This window comes from Klebsiella electrica (assembly GCF_006711645.1).
Lineage (GTDB): Bacteria > Pseudomonadota > Gammaproteobacteria > Enterobacterales > Enterobacteriaceae > Klebsiella > Klebsiella electrica.
In genome coordinates this window covers 3,271,804-3,291,967 of sequence record NZ_CP041247.1, presented here as the reverse complement: position 1 = coordinate 3,291,967, position 20,164 = coordinate 3,271,804, and the positions used below count along the sequence as shown (strand labels likewise).

20 protein-coding genes are annotated in these 20,164 nt (G+C 56.0%); 9 read left to right on the top strand and 11 right to left on the bottom strand.

The genetic code is table 11. The features are described 5' to 3' along the window. Positions 1 to 254 precede the first annotated feature (254 nt). Positions 255 to 788, top strand: coding sequence for an O-acetyl-ADP-ribose deacetylase (gene ymdB, locus Electrica_RS15820; RefSeq protein WP_100685155.1), 534 nt, complete (start codon positions 255 to 257; stop codon positions 786 to 788). Between the two features lie 44 nt (positions 789 to 832). On the opposite strand, the gene mdoC is transcribed toward ymdB, so the two are convergent. Then, a complete protein-coding gene (gene mdoC, locus Electrica_RS15815; protein WP_141964928.1) occupies positions 833 to 1,993 on the bottom strand; it encodes a glucans biosynthesis protein MdoC in 1,161 nt (386 codons plus the stop codon). Positions 1,994 to 2,245: 252 nt separating this feature from the next. On the opposite strand from mdoC, the gene mdoG reads away from it, so the two are divergent. From mdoG to Electrica_RS15800, 3 genes are all read left to right on the top strand, one after another. Further along, entirely contained in the window at positions 2,246 to 3,799 is a 1,554-nt protein-coding gene (gene mdoG / locus Electrica_RS15810) for a glucans biosynthesis protein MdoG (protein ID WP_165457190.1), read from the top strand. Then, entirely contained in the window at positions 3,792 to 6,320 is a 2,529-nt protein-coding gene (gene mdoH, locus Electrica_RS15805) for a glucans biosynthesis glucosyltransferase MdoH (protein ID WP_141964927.1), read from the top strand. Before mdoG ends, mdoH begins: the two co-directional genes overlap by 8 nt. A gap of 66 nt (positions 6,321 to 6,386) precedes the next feature. After that, positions 6,387 to 6,614: a YceK/YidQ family lipoprotein gene (locus Electrica_RS15800; protein WP_100685152.1), complete on the top strand. Its 228-nt coding sequence runs from the start codon at positions 6,387 to 6,389 to the stop codon at positions 6,612 to 6,614. On the opposite strand, the gene Electrica_RS15795 is transcribed toward Electrica_RS15800, so the two are convergent. The 3 genes from Electrica_RS15795 to Electrica_RS15785 form a co-directional block, all read right to left on the bottom strand. Further along, the gene (locus Electrica_RS15795; RefSeq protein ID WP_131049995.1) at positions 6,615 to 7,001 is read right to left on the bottom strand and encodes a MysB family protein; all 387 of its coding nucleotides are present in this window, start codon (positions 6,999 to 7,001) and stop codon (positions 6,615 to 6,617) included. It abuts the gene before it with no gap. 91 nt (positions 7,002 to 7,092) lie between these two features. Beyond that, complete coding sequence (gene mdtG, locus Electrica_RS15790; RefSeq protein WP_141964926.1) at positions 7,093 to 8,322, bottom strand: multidrug efflux MFS transporter MdtG; 1,230 nt, start codon at positions 8,320 to 8,322, stop codon at positions 7,093 to 7,095. A 152-nt stretch (positions 8,323 to 8,474) separates the two neighbouring features. Then, a complete protein-coding gene (locus Electrica_RS15785; RefSeq protein WP_100685149.1) occupies positions 8,475 to 9,395 on the bottom strand; it encodes a Kdo(2)-lipid IV(A) acyltransferase in 921 nt (306 codons plus the stop codon). 210 nt (positions 9,396 to 9,605) lie between these two features. On the opposite strand from Electrica_RS15785, the gene trhO reads away from it, so the two are divergent. After that, a complete protein-coding gene (gene trhO, locus Electrica_RS15780) occupies positions 9,606 to 10,670 on the top strand; it encodes an oxygen-dependent tRNA uridine(34) hydroxylase TrhO (RefSeq protein ID WP_141964925.1) in 1,065 nt (354 codons plus the stop codon). On the opposite strand, the gene Electrica_RS15775 is transcribed toward trhO, so the two are convergent. The 7 genes from Electrica_RS15775 to mdtH all read right to left on the bottom strand — a co-directional run bounded on the left by Electrica_RS15775 (position 10,656) and on the right by mdtH (position 16,103). Continuing rightward, positions 10,656 to 10,769, bottom strand: coding sequence for a YceO family protein (locus tag Electrica_RS15775; protein ID WP_004860490.1), 114 nt, complete (start codon positions 10,767 to 10,769; stop codon positions 10,656 to 10,658). The two genes, trhO and Electrica_RS15775, sit on opposite strands and share 15 nt — an antisense overlap. A 76-nt stretch (positions 10,770 to 10,845) precedes the next feature. Then, positions 10,846 to 11,964 carry an N-methyl-L-tryptophan oxidase gene (gene solA, locus Electrica_RS15770; RefSeq protein WP_141964924.1) on the bottom strand — a complete coding sequence of 373 codons (1,119 nt, stop codon included), beginning with the start codon at positions 11,962 to 11,964 and terminating at the stop codon, positions 10,846 to 10,848. Positions 11,965 to 12,089: 125 nt separating this feature from the next. Next, positions 12,090 to 12,344, bottom strand: coding sequence for a biofilm formation regulator BssS (gene bssS, locus Electrica_RS15765; RefSeq protein ID WP_100685146.1), 255 nt, complete (start codon positions 12,342 to 12,344; stop codon positions 12,090 to 12,092). A 383-nt stretch (positions 12,345 to 12,727) separates the two neighbouring features. After that, positions 12,728 to 12,979 (bottom strand): DNA damage-inducible protein I, encoded by a 252-nt coding sequence (gene dinI, locus Electrica_RS15755; protein ID WP_100685145.1) that lies wholly within the window; start codon positions 12,977 to 12,979, stop codon positions 12,728 to 12,730. Between the two features lie 72 nt (positions 12,980 to 13,051). Further along, positions 13,052 to 14,098: a dihydroorotase gene (gene pyrC, locus Electrica_RS15750; protein ID WP_100685144.1), complete on the bottom strand. Its 1,047-nt coding sequence runs from the start codon at positions 14,096 to 14,098 to the stop codon at positions 13,052 to 13,054. Positions 14,099 to 14,220: 122 nt separating this feature from the next. After that, positions 14,221 to 14,781 (bottom strand): lipoprotein, encoded by a 561-nt coding sequence (locus Electrica_RS15745; protein ID WP_131049991.1) that lies wholly within the window; start codon positions 14,779 to 14,781, stop codon positions 14,221 to 14,223. 113 nt (positions 14,782 to 14,894) lie between these two features. Further along, positions 14,895 to 16,103 (bottom strand): multidrug efflux MFS transporter MdtH, encoded by a 1,209-nt coding sequence (gene mdtH / locus Electrica_RS15740; RefSeq protein WP_131049990.1) that lies wholly within the window; start codon positions 16,101 to 16,103, stop codon positions 14,895 to 14,897. A 229-nt stretch (positions 16,104 to 16,332) separates the two neighbouring features. Here mdtH and rimJ point away from each other — a divergent pair, with 229 nt between their 5' ends. From rimJ to murJ, 4 genes are all read left to right on the top strand, one after another. Next, positions 16,333 to 16,917 carry a ribosomal protein S5-alanine N-acetyltransferase gene (gene rimJ, locus Electrica_RS15735; protein WP_100685141.1) on the top strand — a complete coding sequence of 195 codons (585 nt, stop codon included), beginning with the start codon at positions 16,333 to 16,335 and terminating at the stop codon, positions 16,915 to 16,917. Positions 16,918 to 16,926: 9 nt separating this feature from the next. Next, positions 16,927 to 17,574: a YceH family protein gene (locus Electrica_RS15730; RefSeq protein ID WP_141964923.1), complete on the top strand. Its 648-nt coding sequence runs from the start codon at positions 16,927 to 16,929 to the stop codon at positions 17,572 to 17,574. A gap of 2 nt (positions 17,575 to 17,576) precedes the next feature. Then, positions 17,577 to 18,500, top strand: a complete 924-nt coding sequence (locus Electrica_RS15725) for a Gfo/Idh/MocA family protein (protein ID WP_141964922.1) — start codon at positions 17,577 to 17,579, stop codon at positions 18,498 to 18,500. Between the two features lie 112 nt (positions 18,501 to 18,612). After that, on the top strand, positions 18,613 to 20,148 hold the full coding sequence (gene murJ / locus Electrica_RS15720) for a murein biosynthesis integral membrane protein MurJ (RefSeq protein WP_141964921.1): 1,536 nt from the start codon (positions 18,613 to 18,615) through the stop codon (positions 20,146 to 20,148). Positions 20,149 to 20,164 lie beyond the last annotated feature (16 nt).

Here is a 20,164-nt window from a genome sequence, read left to right as displayed (position 1 = left end):
CACCCGCAAACTAAACAGGACCTCCGGTCCTGTTTTTTTCTGGCTGTTCCGACTCCCGGCCCATTGCTCCGGCTCTCGGGGGGAGACTCCGCCCGCCAATCGCCGCCTGAAGGGATGTTAACCCGCAACATAGCCTTGCTATCCTGCGGACGGATGATAGCCAGCCATACGCTTACCGGACTTTCGTCGGGCGGGCTATCGTGCCATATTACCCACTGTGCTTTATGTAAAGACGTTTGCCGACAGGAGGCGAAATGACTGTTAAACCTGAGGTTATTCTCGGCGACATCACTACGCTTGACGTCGATGTTATCGTCAATGCCGCCAATCCCTCGCTGCTTGGCGGCGGGGGCGTGGACGGCGCAATCCATCGTGCAGCCGGGCCGGAGCTCCTTGCCGCTTGTCAGGTCGTCCGGCAACAACAAGGGGAATGCCCCCCGGGGCATGCGGTGATTACGACCGCGGGTCAGCTGCCGGCCAGCGCGGTTATCCATGCCGTCGGGCCGGTCTGGCACGGCGGCGGGCATCAGGAGGCTGAGCTGCTTGCTGACGCGTATCGAAACAGCCTGCAGCTGGCATCGGCGAACAGCTATCGATCGATTGCCTTCCCGGCCATCAGTACCGGCGTATATGGATATCCTAAGCAGGCGGCGGCGGAAATTGCCGTGCAGACGGTCAGCGCCTTTCTGACGCGTTTCAATCCTTTGGAACGCGTCTGCTTTGTCTGTTTTGATGAGGAAACCGCGGATATTTATCGTCGCTTGCTTGAGCCGCCGCGAGGTGAGTAAAGGAGCGCCGTCCCGACCCACCACCGCCTGATATCCGCAGGCTATCAGCCTGCGGAAACCTGAGCCGTAGCCGCTCTTGGCTGAAATTTCCCCGAAAACAGAAAACGTAGCAGGGGAATACGCAGATGAATTTCATATAGCATCAGCGCAATACCGATCACGAAGACTAAGCCCGCCATAAACCCTAGCATATTGGATTTGATCGCCGGCGCCAGCCAGGCGCCGTAAAGCAGAGTCAGCGGGTGGTGCACCAGATAAATGAACAGCGAAGCATTAACAAAATAGGTCACCCGCGCCGACTGGAAGTTCAGCAGACGGTGGCCAAGAGAAAAGACCACGTTCACCATCCACAGACCCAGTACCATGGTAATAACCGACTCGGTTTCATACATCCAGCCGTCGCCGGAACCATATTGCTGATTCAGGCGATAGGCGATAAAGCCCAGCAGAGCGCCGACGAAGCACCATGGCGACGGCGTAGTGAACAGCGTTTTCAAGCGCGGATTGATAAATACCTGGGCGCCGAGAATAAAGAAGGGCAGGTAAAACAGCGTCTGCATCACGATGAAATTGAACAGACCGTTGCTGAGCAAGGGAGCATACAGGACGAACAGCGAGCGGCGGATCACCGCGTAAAGCACGCCAAGCGCCAGGAAAACCATCGATAGCTGACCTAATGTGACAGTGTCACCAAAGGTTGACTCATTGCCTGAACGGCGGCCGGTCAGCCACCGAAACAGCACGACGCCCAGAGACGTCAGGACCACCAGCACCAGTAAAAACCACAGGTGAGAGACCAGTTCCCACGCCAGAGTATTGAATTTGTCGTAACCCGAGAGGGCGCGCCAGTTTTCGGCCTTGCCGTTAACGTATTGCAGCATGAGGAACTGTGGCAGCGTCAGCAGGGGAATGGCGGTCAGCATAGGAATGGCGACACGCTCAACGCGCACTTTCCACCACTTCTTCAGCGGATAACGCAAATAAAGCATGTAGGAAAAGTAGCCAGAAATCACAAAGAAGACCTGCATGCGAAACGCATGGATAAAATCGTTAAACAGCGTCAGCCACCAGGAGGGCTCGATACTATTCACATGCCAGCTGTGGCTGGAATAGATCAGTGATATATGAAAAGGGATCCCCAGTAACATCAGCCATGCGCGGATGCTATCGAAGAAATATTCACGTTGTACCGGCGTATTATTCATACAATATCACTACATTCTCGGACAATTCGTCTTATCACTCAACGTGATAACGTTTAAATTCTCTGCAACCCTACATCAACTCTGGAACCCTGTCTCCAGGATAAGTACGTAAAGTACCAATGCGGCAGTTAACTGCCTGTTACCTGCGCCGCTAAGGTGAACAAAGCAGGGATTATGTTGTCGGATTGCCTGAATTACCATTAAAATAGATCGGATCGATTTAAGCACACAAAGGGGGAAGTGCTTACTTATATGAAACTTAAACCACAGATGATGAAAATGCGCTGGTTAAGCGCAGCCGTAATGTTGTCCCTGTGTACTTCATCTGCATGGGCGTTTAGCATTGATGACGTTGCAAAAGAGGCCAAAGCGTTAGCCGGAAAAGGCTATGAAGCGCCGAAGAGCAACCTGCCCTCCGCTTTCCGCGACATGAAATACGCGGACTACCAGCAAATCCAGTTTAATCACGATAAGGCTTACTGGAACAATCAGAAAACCCCATTCAAACTTGAATTTTATCATCAGGGTATGTACTTCGACACGCCGGTCACCATTAACGAAGTGACGGCAAACAGCGTGCGTAAGATTAAATATAATCCGGATTACTTTAATTTTGGCAGCGTCCAGCATGATAAAGATACGGTGAAAGACCTGGGCTTCGCCGGCTTCAAAGTACTGTACCCGATCAACAGCAAAGATAAGAACGACGAAATCGTCAGCATGCTCGGCGCCAGCTACTTCCGTGTTCTGGGACAGGGCCAGGTATACGGGCTTTCCGCGCGCGGCCTGGCTATCGATACCGCGCTGCCTTCCGGCGAAGAATTCCCGCGTTTTCGTGAGTTCTGGATTGAGCATCCGAAAGCTACGGATAAGCGTCTGACGATTTATGCCCTGCTTGATTCCCCACGTGCGACCGGCGCCTACCGTTTTGTGATTATGCCGGGCCGCGATACCGTCGTTGACGTGCAGTCCAAAGTGTATCTGCGTGACAAAGTCGGCAAGCTGGGCGTTGCGCCGTTGACCAGCATGTTCTTGTTCGGGCCGAATCAACCTTCTCCGGCGACCAACTATCGTCCGGCGCTGCACGATTCTAACGGCCTGTCGATTCTTGCCGGTAACGGCGAGTGGATCTGGCGTCCGCTGAACAATCCGAAGCATCTGGCTGTCAGCAGCTATGCGATGGAAAACCCGCAGGGCTTTGGCCTGCTGCAGCGTGGCCGTCAGTTCTCGCGTTTTGAGGACCTCGACGATCGTTACGATCTGCGCCCGAGCGCCTGGATCACGCCGAAGGGTGACTGGGGTAAAGGTAAAATCGAACTGGTTGAAATCCCGACCAATGATGAAACCAACGACAATATCGTGACTTACTGGACGCCGGATCAGCTGCCGGAGCCGGGTAAAGAGATGAACTTCAAATACTCGATTACCTTCAGCCGCGATGAAGACAAACTGCACGCGCCGGATAACGCCTATGTGATGCAGACCCGCCGTTCTACCGGTGATGTGAAGCAGTCGAACCTGATTCGTCAGCCGGATGGCACCATTGCCTTTATCGTTGACTTCGTCGGCGCAGATATGAAAAAACTGCCGTCAGATACGCCGGTCACGGCGCAGGCGAGCATCGGCGATAACGCAGAAATCGTTGAGAATACCGTGCGTTATAACCCGGTGATTAAGGGCTGGCGTATGATTCTGCGTGTGAAGGTGAAAGATCCGAAGAAAACCACGGAAATGCGCGCTGCGCTGGTCAATGCTGACCAGACGCTGAGTGAAACCTGGAGCTATCAGCTGCCTGCCAATGAATAAGATAACGAAGTACATTGACGCGTTGCCGCTGTCTGAGGCTGAAAAAGCCGCGCTGCCTGATACAAGCCTGCAGGCCGTACATGAAGCGCTGGACGCTGAACATCATACTTTTGTTCGTGAAGACGATTCCCCGCTGGGTTCCGTGAAATCACGACTGGAACACAGCTGGCCAGACTCTCTGGCCGGTCACCAGCTGATAAAAGATGATGAAGGGCGTACTCAGCTCAACGCAATGCCGAAAGCAAAACGCTCCTCAATGTTCCCGGACCCGTGGCGCACCAACCCGGTTGGGCGTTTCTGGGATCGGTTACGCGGACGTGACGTGACCCCGCGCTATCTCTCTCGCCTGACCAAGGAAGAGCAGGAGAGCGAGCAGAAGTGGCGTACCGTCGGGACTATCCGTCGTTACATCCTGCTGCTGCTGACGCTGGCGCAGACCGTTGTCGCAACCTGGTATATGAAAACCATCCTGCCGTATCAGGGGTGGGCGCTCATCAATCCGGCTGACATGGTCGGGCAGAATCTGTGGATTTCCTTCATGCAGCTGCTGCCATACGTGCTGCAAACCGGGATCCTGATCCTGTTCGCGATTCTGTTCTGTTGGGTTTCCGCCGGTTTCTGGACCGCGCTGATGGGCTTCCTGCAGCTGCTGATGGGGCGCGATAAGTACAGTATCTCCGCCTCGACCATCGGCAACGAACCGCTGAACCCGGAACACCTTACGGCGCTGATTATGCCTATCTGCAACGAAGACGTCGATCGCGTATTCGCCGGCCTGCGTGCCACCTGGGAGTCGGTGAAGGCGACAGGGCAACAGCAGCACTTCGACGTGTATATCCTGAGTGACAGCTACAATCCGGATATTTGCGTCGCCGAGCAGAAAGCGTGGATGGAGCTGATTGCGGAAGTGCAGGGCGAGGGACAGATTTTCTACCGTCGTCGTCGCCGTCGTGTGAAGCGTAAAAGCGGTAACATCGATGACTTCTGCCGTCGCTGGGGCAGCCAGTACAGCTACATGGTGGTGCTGGATGCTGACTCGGTGATGACCGGCGAATGTCTGACCGGGCTGGTGCGTCTGATGGAAGCGAACCCGAATGCCGGGATCATCCAGTCGTCGCCGCGCGCTTCGGGCATGGACACTCTGTATGCCCGCTGTCAGCAGTTTGCGACCCGCGTTTACGGTCCGCTGTTCACCGCCGGTCTGCACTTCTGGCAGCTTGGCGAATCGCACTACTGGGGTCACAACGCCATTATCCGCGTGAAGCCGTTTATCGAACATTGTGCGCTGGCGCCGCTACCGGGAGAAGGGTCGTTTGCCGGGTCGATTCTGTCGCACGACTTCGTGGAAGCGGCGCTAATGCGTCGTGCCGGTTGGGGCGTGTGGATTGCCTACGATCTGCCGGGCTCTTATGAAGAATTGCCGCCGAACTTGCTGGATGAACTCAAGCGTGACCGCCGCTGGTGCCACGGTAACCTGATGAACTTCCGTCTGTTCCTGGTTAAAGGTATGCACCCGGTACACCGTGCGGTGTTCCTGACCGGCGTTATGTCCTACCTGTCGGCGCCGCTATGGTTCATGTTCCTCGCCCTGTCGACCGCGCTACAGGTGGTACATGCGCTGACTGAGCCGCAGTACTTCCTGCAGCCGCGGCAGCTGTTCCCGGTATGGCCGCAGTGGCGTCCTGAGCTGGCGATTGCGCTGTTCGCCTCGACGATGGTACTGCTGTTCCTGCCGAAATTGCTGAGCATTATTCTGGTGTGGTGCAAAGGCTCAAAAGAGTACGGCGGCTTTATTCGCGTCACGCTCTCTTTGCTGCTGGAAGTGCTGTTCTCGGTACTGCTGGCGCCGGTGCGTATGCTGTTCCACACCGTGTTTGTGGTCAGCGCGTTCCTCGGTTGGGAAGTGGTGTGGAACTCTCCGCAGCGTGATGATGACTCCACCCCGTGGGGTGAAGCCTTTATGCGCCATGGCTCGCAGCTGCTGCTGGGTCTGGTGTGGGCGGTCGGTATGGCGTGGCTGGATCTGCGTTTCCTGTTCTGGCTGGCGCCGATCGTTGTCTCGCTGATCCTGTCGCCGTTCGTGTCGGTGATTTCCAGTCGGGCCACCGTCGGTCTGCGTACCAAACGCTGGAAGCTGTTCCTGATCCCGGAAGAGTACTCCCCGCCGCAGGTACTGAAGGATACCGATGCGTATCTGACCCTGAACCGTCAGCGTTCCCTGGACAATGGTTTTATGCACGCCGTGTTTAACCCGTCCTTCAACGCGCTGGCGACGGCAATGGCAACCGCACGTCACCGTCATGGCCACATTCTGGATATCGCCCGCGAACGTCACGTTGAACAAGCGCTGAACGAGACGCCCGACAAACTCAATCGCGACCGTCGTCTGGTGCTGTTGAGCGACCCGGTCACCTTGGCACGTTTGCACTACCGCGTGTGGGCCGCGCCGGAGAAATACTCTTCGTGGGTGAACGCCTATCAGCAGGTGACGCTTAACCCGCTGGCGTTGAAAACGAAATAAGCCGTCTGTGAAGGAAAATACCGGCAATATTGCCGGTATTTTTTTATCTGAGAAGGGAGGTCGCTGATGAGAATTTTATGGGTTATCGCCATGGCGCTGCTGCTCAGCGGCTGCGGCAGTATTATTAGCCGCACGGTGCCGGGGCAGGGGCATGGCAATCAGTATTACCCCGGCGTGCAGTGGGATGTGCGCGACTCATCATGGCGCTACATCACCATTCTCGATCTGCCTTTTTCGCTGGTGTTCGATACGTTGCTGCTGCCGCTTGATGCCAGCCACGGTCCGTACAACTAATCAGCGTTCATCCCACTCATCGGCGGCAGTCTGCCCCTCTTCGGTATCCAGAGAGGGCTCCAGCTGAAATTCTCCTTCGTCCCACTCATGCAGCGTATTCTCTTCCAGCCACTCCTGACGCAGCTCTATCTCGTCATAGTCGCCGTCAAAAACGCTCTGTGCCGCTTCGCCGCTTAATATCGGCAGGCATTCGCCTTCTTCATCTTCGTCGGCAAAAAATTCGGCCTGCCAGGCGATATCGCCATCCTGCAGAACGTATTTTTGGATATTCAGTTGCTCAATGTTGGCACTCTCCTCGTCGCTATCCGGATTATTGACCAGGAACTCTTCGCGGGCCGCATCGATAGCTTCTTCGAGCGTGGCATAGAAAATCGCATCCTTTGGCATAGATAACCCCCTAAGAAGAATGAAAAATGGACACGATTCAATCTATAGAAGGCGCTGAGCGTTGCGTCAAGGAAAGGCTGTGCTGTTGAGCTTAATTTACTGAACGGCCACCCGGGTCCGCGTCCTGCGCGGATTCATCTGTAGAAGTGCGCCGCAAGCTGAGGGCGGAATAGACCGCGTTGAACAGGACGACCGCCGCGGTGACAAAGAACACCGCCCGGAAGCCATAGCTGGCAGACACCGATGCGCCGATCAATGGGCCGGTGACGTTGCCGATATCGCGAAAGGACTGGTTATAGCTAAAAATGCGCCCGGCAACCTGACTGGTTGAGTTGTACACCAGCAGCGCGCCGTCGGCGGCCCCCAGCAGAAAACGCAAAATAGCCAGCTGCAACGGGGTCTGGACGAACGACATCGGTATCAGCAGCAGTACGGAGACCGTCAGTGCGACGATAAGGATTTTTTCCGGCCCGATACGATCCCCGAGCTTACCGAGGCGCGGAGCGCTGATCAGCGCCGCGACGCCCGGAACGGAGGCAATCATTCCGCTGATAAAGGCGATATTCCCGACGTCTCCGGCCAGGTCTCGTACGTAGAGCGTCAGAATAGGGGCAATCGAGCCGGTGGCGACCTGAATAATCATCGTAGTGACAAACAGACTCAGGACCAGCTTTGGGCTTTTCAGGGACGAAAAGACATCTCTGGCATTAAGCATCTCTTTCCTGGCGACCGGGACGAACTGCTCGCGGATGAAAAACAGCGTCAGGATAAAACAGACGAGCAGGACGCTGGCGGTGAGAAAGAAAACGGTGCGCAACCCCCAATGGTCGGCAAGAAAGCCGCCCGCCAGCGGGCCAAGCAGCGCGCCGCTGACGGCTCCGGTGGAAAGCGTACCCAGCGCCCAGCCGCTCTTCTGCCGGGGGATCTGGGTGGCGATCAGGGCATTGGCATTGGGAATAAAACCTCCCAACAGCCCCAGCAAAGCCCGTAGCACCAGAAACTGCCAGATATTTTGCGCCAGCCCCATCAACATCATGACAATGGCCATCCCCAGCGCGGAGCGCAGCAGCATAATTTTGCGCCCTTTGCGATCGGCCAGGCCGCCCCAGAAGGGAGAGGCCACGGCGGAGAACAAGAAGGTAATGCTGAATACCAGCCCGGACCACATATTCAGGGCGCTGTGGCCCGTCACGCCAAGCAGCTCGACGTACAGCGGGAGAAAGGGCATGACCAGGCTAAAGGCGGCGCCGGTCAAAAAACAGCCGAGCCAGGTGACCGTGAGATTTCGCTTCCAGTTAATCGGACTATCAGCAGACGACATAGGCTTCCATTGGCCTGCCATGCAGGACAAAAAAACAAAAGATGAGCCTGCTAATTATGCGCCTGCGTAACGATTATCGCAATGGCGAAGAGCGTTTAAAGCTAAAGCGGAAGGTACCTCCGGTCAGCATCGGGCCGCCGGAGGAAGCACAGTTAATAGCGCGAAGGTACGCCGGGCGGGCGGGTCTTGAAGCGGCGGTGCAGCCACATATATTGCTCCGGCGCCATCAGGATGCATTTCTCGACGATACGGTTCATCCAGGCGGCGGTCGTCTCCGCATCATCAAGCGGCGGATCGCATTCCGGCGGCAGAATAATCAGCTCATAGCCTTTCCCGTCGGGTTTACGCCGCGGCACGAACGGAACAATGCACGCTTTCGACATCTTCGCCAGCATCCAGGTCCCCGACGTCGTTGCCGCCTGGTCGACGGCAAAGAGCGGCACGAATACGCTGGCGGTCGGGCCGTAGTCGTGGTCCGGCGCATACCAGATCACTTCGCCTTTTTTCAGCGCGCGGATCATCCCTTTCAGGTCCTTACGGTCGATCATGTCTTTATTCGAACGCAGCCGACCCCAGGTTTGCAGCCAGTCAATCACCGGATTGTCGTTCGGGCGGTAGACGCCGATGCCGGGTTCGTTGATGCCAAACATCCGCGCCCCCATTTCCAGCGTCAGGAAGTGGATGCCGATCAGCAGAATGCCGCGATGTTGCGCCTGCACTTCCCGGATATGCTCGACGCCGATGGAGTCGGTCCAGCGCGCAATACGCCGGGTCGGCCAGAACCAGGCCATCCCGGTCTCCATTAAACCCATCCCCACCGATTCGAAGTTTTGCACCACCATTTGATGACGCTCTTCTTCGCTTTTGTCCGGGAAGCACAGCTCCAGGTTACGGTAAGCGATTCTGGCGCGACGTTTCATGAAGCGCATTGCCAGGCGGCCAATCGCATTGCCAAGCCGGTAAATCAGTGGATAGGGAAGCTGAACAACCAGCCACAGCAGGCCAATACCTAGCCAAAGCAGCCAGTAACGCGGATGCAGCAGCGCCGCGGAAAATTTAGGTAAATGGGTCATCTCATACCTGTTTAAATAAGCAACTCATTCTATTATCGCATTTTTTCATGCTTCAGCCAAAACGGCTGTCCCAGGTGGCATTTATTGTTAAATGCGAACCAACAGGAGTGAAATGAATGTAGCGCAAAATGTGGGGATGTAAATTAACGTCGTTTGCTATATGATGCCGGCCGTTTATTTACCTCATTTCCTATGTCGAGCAGGTACACCATGCCAGTGTTACATAACCGCATTTCAAATGAGACGTTAAAAGCGCAGATGTTAGCTGAGAGCGAACCGCGTACAACGATCTCGTTTTATAAATATTTCACCATTGTGGATCCAAAAGCCACGCGCGATGCATTGTGGATTGCCCTCACCAGATTAAACGTCTTTGGGCGTATCTATCTGGCCCACGAAGGAATCAATGCGCAAATCAGCGTGCCGGAGAGTCAGGTCGACGCGTTACGTGAGTTTCTCTACGCCTTTGACCCGGCGCTGGATGGTCTGCGTCTGAACATCGCGCTGGACGACGACGGAAAATCCTTCTGGGTGCTGCGTCTGAAAGTCCGCGATCGTATCGTGGCGGATGGGATCGATGATCCGACGTTTGATGCCTCAGACGTTGGCGATTACCTGAAAGCGGCGGAAGTGAATGCGATGCTGGACGATCCTGAGGCGGTGTTTATCGATATGCGCAACCACTACGAGTACGAAGTGGGCCATTTTGAACAGGCGCTTGAAATTCCGGCGGACACATTCCGCGATCAGCTGCCGAAAGCGGTCGAGATGATGCAGGAACATAAAGATAAAAAAATCGTTATGTACTGCACCGGCGGTATTCGTTGTGAAAAAGCCAGTGCCTGGATGAAGCACAACGGCTTCAGTAAAGTCTGGCACATTGAGGGCGGGATTATTGAGTATGCCCGCCGCGCGCGTGAACAGGGGCTGCCGGTACGCTTTATCGGTAAGAACTTTGTCTTTGACGAGCGGATGGGCGAGCGCATCTCCGATGACGTGATTGCCCACTGCCATCAGTGCGGCGCGCCGTGCGATAGCCATACTAATTGCCTGAATGACGGCTGCCATCTGCTGTTTATCCAGTGCCCGAGCTGCGCCGGGAAGTTTGCCGGCTGCTGTAGCGAGGCGTGCATGGAAGAGCATAAGCTGCCGGAAGAGGAGCAGCGTCAGCTGCGCGCCGGGCGGGAAAATGGCAATAAGATCTTCAACAAATCTCGCGGCCGTCTGAACACGAAGCTGGGGATCCCGGATCCTGAAACCTCAGAAAAACCATAACCAGATAAGATCAACGATCGCCAGCAGCAGCCACAGCGCGAGATAAATCATAAAGTGCTCGCGGACGTTGTTGACCAGTAAATCATACAGGCGACGCATAAACTCTCTCTGTGATGAACGGCCTCTTTTGAGGCCGTTTTTTATTGCCCGAATCAACACCGCGCACGGCGGCAGGTTATCGCTGAAAGCGTGCCAGCGAGAAGGGGCTCAGGTCGAAGGCTGGCGTCTCCCCCAGGGCAAACTGCGTGGCAATCTCCCCCAGTACCGGGGCGAATTTGAAACCATGGCCGCTTAATCCGCTAATCAGCAGCGTCTCAGGATGGCCGGGGAGGGTGTCGATAATAAAGTCTTCATCCGCCGTATTATCGTAGGTACAGGAGGCGCCATGCAGACAGCCGCCGATACCGGGCAGCACGTTACGCAGGAAGCTGAACGACTCAGAGCCGTCGGTGACCACCGCGCCAAATGGCGTACGTTCTTCTGGCGTGGAGATAAGCTGCCCGCCGTTGTGCTTGCCGATCTTCAGCTCATTGTCTTGCGCCGGAAAACCATAGAACTGATCGCCGTTGGGCAGCTCACCGGTAAATGCCGGGAAGTTGTTTTTGCTGCTGTAGCGGCCATCAGCCTGGAACCAGGCAAAGATTTTGCGCACCGGCTGGATCGGCAGGCCGGGCAGCAGACACGTGACCCACGTCCCGGCGCTGACCAGCAGTTTCTTGCCGCTGTAGCTGCCGTCGGCGGTGTCGATGGTCACGCCATCCGGGTGATGATGTATGGCGGTAACCGGGCAATTAAACAGCTGAGCGCAGCCCGCCTCACGTGCAAGACGTATCCAGGTTTCGATGGCCAGCTCGCTACGTAACACCCCGGATGCCGGTTCGAATATTCCCCGGTAATCTTCCGGGACGCGAATCTCAGGCCAGCGGGCCATGATAGCCGGAGCATCCATCTCTTCGACGTTCAGCTGAAACTCCCGGGCGCTGTTGGCAACGTTGCTGAGAAACGCCGAGTTTGCCGGGCCGAGGTTAATCACCCCGGTGCGTTCGAAGATGGCCTCGCCGCTGAGAGTAGCAAGCTCATCCCACAGCGCCTGCGCACGCAGCACCAGCGGGACATATCTCTCTCCTTCACCGTAGGCGTGGCGGATAAGGCGCGTATTACCGTGATGGCTGCCTTCCTGATGCGGAGGGGTATGCGTGTCGGTCATCAACACGTTAAGTCCAGCCCGGCGGGCATAATAGCCGGCAGCGGCGCCAGTGGAGCCGCTGCCGATAATGATGAGGTCGTATTGCATGGTCTGTTCCGGTTTTTTGCTTTATTAGCAGGGTAATTAACAACCTGCACATATACAAGCCCGAAAATAAATCAGGCACCCGCAGGTGCCTGTTGAGTTGGCGTATATCGATCGCGGCATTATTATTAATGCCTGCGGTACTCGTTTACCTGGTATTCACCTGATTCTATCTTCGCAATACCTGCTTCCAGGATAGAAATAAATTGACGTGCGACTTCCGTCGTTAGCCATAGCGTCTGGCCAATTTCAGCTTCGTTACTGCTTTCATGAGTGGGGTTTTGGTAGTGCAGGCGCAACATCATGGCATCGTAGCTATCAACGGTGCTGATGTCCCATCCGACGAGGGGATGGGTCTGGATGACTTCATTATTCTTTTCCATCATAACCCCTTATTCATATGTTAAAAGACAACAATTCTCGAGGTTTAATGCATATTTTTTGAAGCAAGTTAATTATATCAGGTGTTAAGAATAAACTCGAGAAATTAAATCAAACGGGGCGAGGTCACCTCTTTTTGGTGATTTTTTGTACAGGACGCGATCCGCGAAACGTTATTTCTTAAGCAAATGAACGGGAGAAAAAAGAAAAATCTGAGGCTGAAACGGGGATAAAAAAAGCCGGGGCGACCCGGCAAAAAAAGCACAATGAGGGAGCAAATAAAATTTGCTGTCCCTGACGCTATGTCCTGGCGGCGGCTTCAGAGGGGCCTGCTCAGTTTGCTCAGAGCCTACGCCATTCTGCAGCAGCATACCGCCAGAGAGGGTCAGGATACGTCATGGACAAACCAGTCATCAGCGCTTTCCCAGGTTTCTTGCAGGATTTCGCTTATCCGGTCTTTATCTTCTTTCAGGCCGCCAATGACCGACAAATTGTTATTGGCGGCAAAACGTACGGTTACCTGGCTTGAATGAGCCGGGAACTGCTGTTCGATGCGTCGGGAGAGTTCATTGTTTAGCGCTTCTAAGGCGCCGTTGGGTAAGGCTGTGGATTTGGCGATAGACACTTCGATGCGCATGATTGCCCCCTGTGTAATATACTGTTTATTTATACAGTATTAGGTTTGCATTTACAACAAGGGGCAACGCTTTTATTTTTTCATCGTCCAGCGCAGGGTTTCACCGGCAAGGAAAGGCACCAGGCTATCGTCCGGCAGGGCGATGCTTTCAACGACGGCGCTCTCTTCGCGCACCAGCTCAACAAAGGTCTCATTCACCGGCAGGCCGTAGAAACGCGGACCGTTCAGTGAACAAAACGCTTCGAAGTGCTGCAGGGCATTCATCTCTTCAAACACCGTTGCATAGCTGCCCAGCGCGGTCGGCGCGTTAAAGCAGCCGGCGCATCCGCAGCTGGCTTCTTTACGATGGCGGGCGTGCGGGGCGGAGTCGGTTCCCAGAAACGCGCGGGTAAAACCGCTGGCAACCAGTTCACGCAGCGCCTGCTGGTGAATATTGCGTTTCAGAATCGGCAGACAGTAAAGATGGGGGCGCACGCCGCCAACCAGCATGTGGTTACGGTTAAACATCAGGTGCTGAGGCGTAATGGTCGCGGCCAGCAGTTCGTTGCCGTCGCGGACGTATTCGGCGGCATCTTTGGTGGTGATATGTTCAAATACCACCTTCAGACCCGGTAAACGCTGACGCAGCGGCTCCATTACCGTTTCGATAAAGCGCGCTTCGCGATCGAAGATATCGATCTCGGCGTGAGTGACTTCACCGTGAACCAGCAGCGGCATACCCAGTTTTTCCATGCGCTCCAGTACCGGCATAATGGCATCGATGCTGGTGACGCCGTGGCTGGAGTTGGTGGTGGCATTGGCCGGGTAGAGTTTGGCCGCCGTGAATACGCCAGCGTGGAATCCACGCTCCAGCTCTGCCGGGTCGAGCGTATCGGTCAGGTAGCAGGTCATCAACGGCGTAAAGTCGTGCCCGGCGGGAACGGCGTCAAGGATTCGCTGGCGATAGGCTATCGCCGCTTCAACGGTGGTGACAGGCGGCACCAGATTCGGCATCACGATCGCCCGGCCATAAAACTCACTGGTGTAAGGCACGACGGTCTTCAGCATATCGTCATCGCGCAGATGGATATGCCAGTCGTCAGGGCGGCGGATTTTCAATACCTGGGGTTGTGCTGTCATGGAAAGCTCCGGCTAATAGGGTCAGTCATCAGGGCTGTTTTTGCCGGGCACTAAGGATAAGCGTAAACGTTTTCCTTTGCATCAATTTCCGTAAAAAAACGGGCGCCGCAGCGCCCGTCATATTAATCGGTGAACGGGATGATAATTTCGCCCGGTTTCACCTCGATGCCTTTCGCGTATTTTTTCGCCAGCGCTTCGCCGGTGCTGGCGTCTTCGCGCAGAACGTAGGCTGGCTGTTGGTTAAAATAGCTGCGCAGAGACTGGTTCAGGTAGGGAATCAGCGTTTGCACGACGGACTGCAGCTTCTCAGGCGACACTTTCGCATCAACCACTTCCATCTCCTGCAGGAAGATCGCGCCTTTGTCTTTATTAAAGACCGGCAGCGCCTTGAGCTTCAGATCGATGGTGGCTTTCTGATTGCCGAACAACGAGTTCAGATCCAGGTTGGCAATACCGCTCAGCGTCACTTTGTTCGGCTCTTCACGGCCAATCGCGCTGGTCAGATCGCGTAATTCAATATGCGCATCCGCCACGCCCGGCAGGCCGATATCTTTAGCGAAATGGTTACGTTTCTGCAGCGCCTGGTTAATTTCCTGCTCGCTGACTGAATACTGCGTGAGCTGGTTACAGCCGCTCAGAAGGCCGCTGACAAGCAGCGCGGCCACGATAAACATCTTTTTCATTGGATTCCTTAACGGTCATACCAGGGCTTATCCTGACATAAAGCAGCATGGCCTGCCAGCATTCGGCGCACTAGCGGAAAATGCTGAAAACAGGCCTTACGTTGCGGGCCGGGTCAGGTACGTGGCTCCAGCATGCCGGATGTCGAGCGCTTCTGGCTGAACTGCCACCACAGGGCAATGAAGGTAAACAGACCGATAATACCCAGCATCAGCCACGGCAGTTCGGGCTGATTCAGCGCTTTACCCGCATCGAACAACCATCCGCCGCCGGCGTAGCCAAACGCGCCGCCAAAGGCCAGCCCCAGTCGGCTAAAGCCCATATAGCTGCCGCGCGCCCGGGCGTCGGCTAAAGAGGCGCCCAGCGTTTCCCGCGCTGGTTCGGCGATGATCGAGCCCATATAGAAGAGACAAATTAGGGTAAACAGCTGCTGTAAATTGCTGGTCAAGCCAATGGGCAACATGGCGACGGTCATCACCAGTAACCCGGCCATCAGCCGATGTTCCAGGCGAAAGCGCTGTTCGCTCCAGCGGGCGATGGGGTAGAGCAGAGTCAACGAGATAGTGGCTTCAATGGCGTACATCCATTTCACCGCGGTCGGTGAACCGGCGATGTCGTTGACCATAATCGGCAGCATCAGCATCACCTGGACGGCCAGCATGTAGTAGCCGGTGAGCGTCAGAACGTAGGTGACAAAGCGCTTATCGCGCAGCACCCGGCCCAGACCTTCCCGAACCGGGGTTTTCACGGTGGAGAGCTTCCACGCCGGGAGATACCAGGCGTTGAACGCGGCGCAGGCGACAAACAACGCCGCGCCCACGCTGCAGACAAGACGGAAGTCATATTGCAGCAGCCAGCTGCCGAGCAGGGCGCCGATCACCGCCCCGGCGCTGTCCTGCATCATCAGAATCGAAAAGAACCGCCCGCGCTGATGCGGATGCACCAGCTTGACGACCAGCGCGGCGCGCGGCGGATCGAACAGCGTGCCGCCGAGGCCGGAGAGAATGCAGGAGAGCCACAGAACCCACGGCTCATGGGCCACGGCCATTGCCGCGAAACCGCCCGCGCGCATGAGCATGCCGGTGACGATCATCGGTTTGGCGCCAAAGCGATCGGCGACCGCGCCGCCAAAAATGCCTAATCCTTGCTGTACCAGCTGACGCAGGCCGAGCGCAATCCCGACCATCAGCGCCGCCCAGCCCATCTGGTCAACAAAGCGAATAGAAATCAACGGAAAGACGACAAAAAAGCCCAGCACCACCAGCATGTTGTCGACCAACAGGAAATATTTACCCAGGCTCCTTGCCTGCGATACGCGGGACATTTCCCCTCCAGGGAAAATAAACAGTTACCGGGATAGTGTGCGGGGAATATGCTGACTTTCCCAGCATCCTTGCGACAATATTTTTTTATCAAAATGCAAGATCGATAGAGTCTATTCATCGAAAAAGGGAGCTGGTGCAGAAAATGGTATGTTGCTGTTTTCACACAAGCGTTCAGGACAGGTATAGTGAAGAGAGCAGGGTAATCAGTCAGGGGAACAGGAGAAGGGAATGTTTGGCTATCGCAGTAACGTACCTAAGGTGCGTTTGACGACGGACAGGCTGGTGGTGCGGCTGGTATACGATCGTGACGCCTGGCGTCTGGCCGATTATTACGCGGAGAATAAAGGGTTCTTAAAACCCTGGGAGCCGGTGCGCGACGACAGCCACTGCTACCCCTCTGGCTGGCAGGCGCGTTTATCGATGATTTCCGAGTTTCATAAACAGGGATCGGCATTCTATTTTGCGCTGCTCGATCCGCAAGAGAAAGAAATTATCGGCGTGGCAAATTTTTCCAATGTGGTACGCGGGTCGTTTCATGCCTGCTACCTCGGTTATTCCATTGGCGAGAAGTGGCAAGGCCAGGGGCTGATGTTTGAAGCCCTGACCGCGGCGATTCGCTATATGCAGCGCACGCAGCATATCCATCGCATCATGGCCAACTACATGCCGCATAATCAACGTAGCGGCGATTTACTGGCTCGTCTTGGCTTTGAAAAAGAGGGGTACGCCAAAAATTACCTGCTGATTGACGGGCAGTGGCGTGACCACGTACTGACGGCGTTGACGACCCCGGACTGGACTCCGGGTCGCTGAGGAGAAAGCATGAAATATCAGTTAACCGCACACGAAGCGCGCGTCATCGGTTGTTTGCTGGAAAAACAGGTCACCACGCCTGAGCAGTATCCGCTGTCGGTCAATGCGGTGGTGACTGCCTGCAATCAGAAAACCAACCGCGAGCCGGTGATGTCGCTGAGCGAAAGTGATATTCAGGATCTGCTGGATGCCCTGGTCAAACGCCATTACCTGCGTACCGTCAGCGGTTTCGGCAACCGGGTGACCAAATATGAGCAGCGGTTTTGTAATTCTGAATTTGGCGATCTGAAACTGTCTCCGGCGGAAGTGGCGGTTGTGACAACGCTGCTGCTGCGCGGCGCGCAGACGCCGGGCGAGTTGCGCAGCCGCGCGCAGCGAATGCATGACTTTAGCGATATGGCGGAAGTGGAGAGCGTGCTGGAAGCGCTGGCCACCCGGGATGACGGGCCTTTCGTCGCTCGTCTGCCGCGCGAGCCGGGAAAACGAGAATCCCGCTATATGCATCTGTTTTGCGATGATATGGACTCGCTTATTACCGCCGTTGAAGCCGTCTCGCCGCCGACCGATGATCTCCTCGCGCGGGTTGAGACGCTGGAAGGGGAAGTCGCGGAACTGAAAGAGCGACTGGCCTCGCTGCTGGCTCACCTGGGAGACTAATCGTGAGCGCAAAATTACGCATTGGCGTGGTGGGGTTAGGGGGCATCGCGCAGAAGGCCTGGCTGCCGGTGCTGGGTGCTGCAGACGACTGGACGCTGCAGGCGGCCTGGTCGCCGGGTAAAGAGAAAGCGCTACGTATCTGCGATGCCTGGCGCATTCCTTATGCCGACTCGCTGGAGCAGCTGGCGGCGCAGTGCGATGCGGTCTTTGTGCATACGTCAACGGCGTCGCATTTTGAGGTCGTCAGCCGCCTGCTGAATGCCGGGGTGCATGTGTGCGTGGATAAACCGCTGGCCGATAAGCTGAATGAGGCCGAGTCGCTGGTCGAACTGGCGGCGCGCCGCAAGCTCACGCTGATGGTCGGTTTTAACCGTCGCTTTGCGCCGCTGTACCGTGAACTCAAAACGCAGATGGGCAGCGCCGCATCGCTGCGTATGGATAAGCATCGCAGCGACAGCGTCGGCCACGATCTGCGTTTTACGCTCCTGGATGATTATCTGCATGTGGTGGATACCGCGCTGTGGCTGGCGGGCGGTACCGCGCGCCTGAGCGGCGGCTCGCTGCAAACCACGGCCCACGGCGAAATGCTCTATGCTGAACACCACTTCAGCACGCCCCAACTGGAGGTCACCACCAGCATGCACCGTCGCGCCGGCAGCCAGCGGGAGTGGGTGCAGGCCGTGACCGACGGCGCACTGTACGGCGTCTGTGATATGCGCGAATGGCAGGAGGAGCGCGGTCAGGGGCTGATGATGCGCCCGGTTCCGGGCTGGCAAACCACGCTGGAGCAGCGAGGTTTTGTCGGCTGCGCGCGTCATTTTATCGAATGCGTGCAAAATCAGACGGTTCCGGAAACCGCCGGTGAGCAGGCGCTGCTGGCCCAACGGGTGGTCGAAAAACTCTGGCGCGAGGCAATGAGTGAATAATTGGTTGTAACATCTGGGAGTAGTAATTCATGACGAACCCGGTAGACTATCGCCACTTTCCAGCGCCCGCAATCGCGGGCGTTTTACTTCAGGGTTGTGGAATAAGACGTTAATGAACCTTTTAAAATCACTGGCAGCAGTCAGTTCGATGACCATGTTTTCACGCGTTCTCGGATTTGCGCGTGATGCTATCGTCGCGCGAATTTTTGGCGCAGGGATGGCGACGGATGCCTTTTTCGTCGCGTTTAAATTACCGAATTTACTGCGCCGTATCTTCGCTGAAGGGGCGTTCTCTCAGGCATTTGTTCCCATTCTTGCCGAATATAAAAGCAAGCAGGGCGAAGAGGCGACCCGCGTGTTTGTGGCCTATGTTTCTGGCCTGCTGACGCTGGTTCTGGCGGTCGTTACCCTTCTTGGCATGCTGGCGGCGCCCTGGGTGATTACCGTGACCGCGCCCGGTTTTGCCGACAGCGCGGATAAATTTACCCTGACCACCCAGCTGTTGCGCATCACCTTTCCTTATATTCTGTTGATTTCACTGGCGTCGTTAGCCGGGGCGATCCTTAACACCTGGAACCGTTTTTCCGTTCCCGCCTTCGCTCCGACGTTCCTCAACGTCAGTATGATTGGCTTTGCCCTGTTTGCCGCGCCCTATTTTCACCCGCCTATGCTGGCGATGGCGTGGGCGGTGACCGTCGGCGGGGTGCTGCAGCTGGCCTATCAACTGCCGCATCTGAAAAAAATTGGCATGCTGGTTCTGCCGCGCATTAACCTGAAAGATGCCGGCGCAATGCGGGTGGTCAAGCAGATGGGGCCGGCGATCCTCGGCGTCTCCGTCAGTCAAATTTCATTGATTATCAACACTATCTTCGCCTCGTTCCTGGTGTCAGGTTCGGTGTCGTGGATGTATTACGCGGATCGTCTGATGGAGTTTCCGTCCGGGGTGCTTGGCGTGGCGCTGGGGACTATCCTGCTGCCCTCGCTGTCAAAAAGCTTTGCCAGCGGTAATCATGATGAGTACTGCCGCCTGATGGACTGGGGGCTGCGCCTGTGCTTTTTGCTGGCGTTGCCCAGCGCCGTGGCATTGGGGATCCTGGCGAAGCCGCTCACCGTTGCGTTGTTCCAGTACGGGAAATTCAACGCTTTTGATGCCGCGATGACCCAACGCGCGCTGGTGGCTTACTCCGTCGGACTGATGGGGCTGATTGTCGTTAAGGTACTGGCGCCGGGCTTTTATTCGCGGCAGGACATTAAAACGCCGGTAAAAATCGCGATCGTTACGCTGATTATGACCCAGGTGATGAACCTGATCTTTATTGGCCCGCTGAAGCATGCCGGGCTGTCGCTGTCTATCGGTCTGGCGGCCTGTCTTAACGCCGGTCTGTTGTACTGGCAGCTGCGCAAACAAAAAATCTTTACTCCGCAGCCGGGATGGTTCTCCTTTCTGCTGCGCCTGGTGGTTGCGGTGCTGGTGATGTCGGCGGCGCTGTTGGGCATGATGTATATCATGCCGGAGTGGTCGCAGGGTGCTATGCCGTTCCGTCTGCTGCGCCTGATGGCGGTCGTGGCGGTGGGCGTGGTGGCGTATTTTGCCACCTTAATGGCGCTGGGCTTCCGGGTAAAAGAGTTTGCCCGACGTACGGCCTGACGCCAGACGCCGGATT

Coding starts and splice junctions, on each gene's coding strand:
- murJ (WP_141964921.1), top strand. CDS start 18,613: ATGAACCTTTTAAAATCACTGGCAGCAGTCAGTTCGATGACCATGTTT.
- mdtH (WP_131049990.1), bottom strand. CDS start 16,103: ATGTCCCGCGTATCGCAGGCAAGGAGCCTGGGTAAATATTTCCTGTTG.
- Electrica_RS15730 (WP_141964923.1), top strand. CDS start 16,927: ATGAAATATCAGTTAACCGCACACGAAGCGCGCGTCATCGGTTGTTTG.
- mdoG (WP_165457190.1), top strand. CDS start 2,246: ATGAAACTTAAACCACAGATGATGAAAATGCGCTGGTTAAGCGCAGCC.
- mdtG (WP_141964926.1), bottom strand. CDS start 8,322: ATGTCGTCTGCTGATAGTCCGATTAACTGGAAGCGAAATCTCACGGTC.
- Electrica_RS15745 (WP_131049991.1), bottom strand. CDS start 14,781: ATGAAAAAGATGTTTATCGTGGCCGCGCTGCTTGTCAGCGGCCTTCTG.
- bssS (WP_100685146.1), bottom strand. CDS start 12,344: ATGGAAAAGAATAATGAAGTCATCCAGACCCATCCCCTCGTCGGATGG.
- mdoH (WP_141964927.1), top strand. CDS start 3,792: ATGAATAAGATAACGAAGTACATTGACGCGTTGCCGCTGTCTGAGGCT.
- dinI (WP_100685145.1), bottom strand. CDS start 12,979: ATGCGCATCGAAGTGTCTATCGCCAAATCCACAGCCTTACCCAACGGC.
- trhO (WP_141964925.1), top strand. CDS start 9,606: ATGCCAGTGTTACATAACCGCATTTCAAATGAGACGTTAAAAGCGCAG.
- Electrica_RS15800 (WP_100685152.1), top strand. CDS start 6,387: ATGAGAATTTTATGGGTTATCGCCATGGCGCTGCTGCTCAGCGGCTGC.
- pyrC (WP_100685144.1), bottom strand. CDS start 14,098: ATGACAGCACAACCCCAGGTATTGAAAATCCGCCGCCCTGACGACTGG.
- Electrica_RS15785 (WP_100685149.1), bottom strand. CDS start 9,395: ATGACCCATTTACCTAAATTTTCCGCGGCGCTGCTGCATCCGCGTTAC.
- mdoC (WP_141964928.1), bottom strand. CDS start 1,993: ATGAATAATACGCCGGTACAACGTGAATATTTCTTCGATAGCATCCGC.
- solA (WP_141964924.1), bottom strand. CDS start 11,964: ATGCAATACGACCTCATCATTATCGGCAGCGGCTCCACTGGCGCCGCT.
- Electrica_RS15795 (WP_131049995.1), bottom strand. CDS start 7,001: ATGCCAAAGGATGCGATTTTCTATGCCACGCTCGAAGAAGCTATCGAT.
- rimJ (WP_100685141.1), top strand. CDS start 16,333: ATGTTTGGCTATCGCAGTAACGTACCTAAGGTGCGTTTGACGACGGAC.
- Electrica_RS15775 (WP_004860490.1), bottom strand. CDS start 10,769: ATGCGTCGCCTGTATGATTTACTGGTCAACAACGTCCGCGAGCACTTT.
- ymdB (WP_100685155.1), top strand. CDS start 255: ATGACTGTTAAACCTGAGGTTATTCTCGGCGACATCACTACGCTTGAC.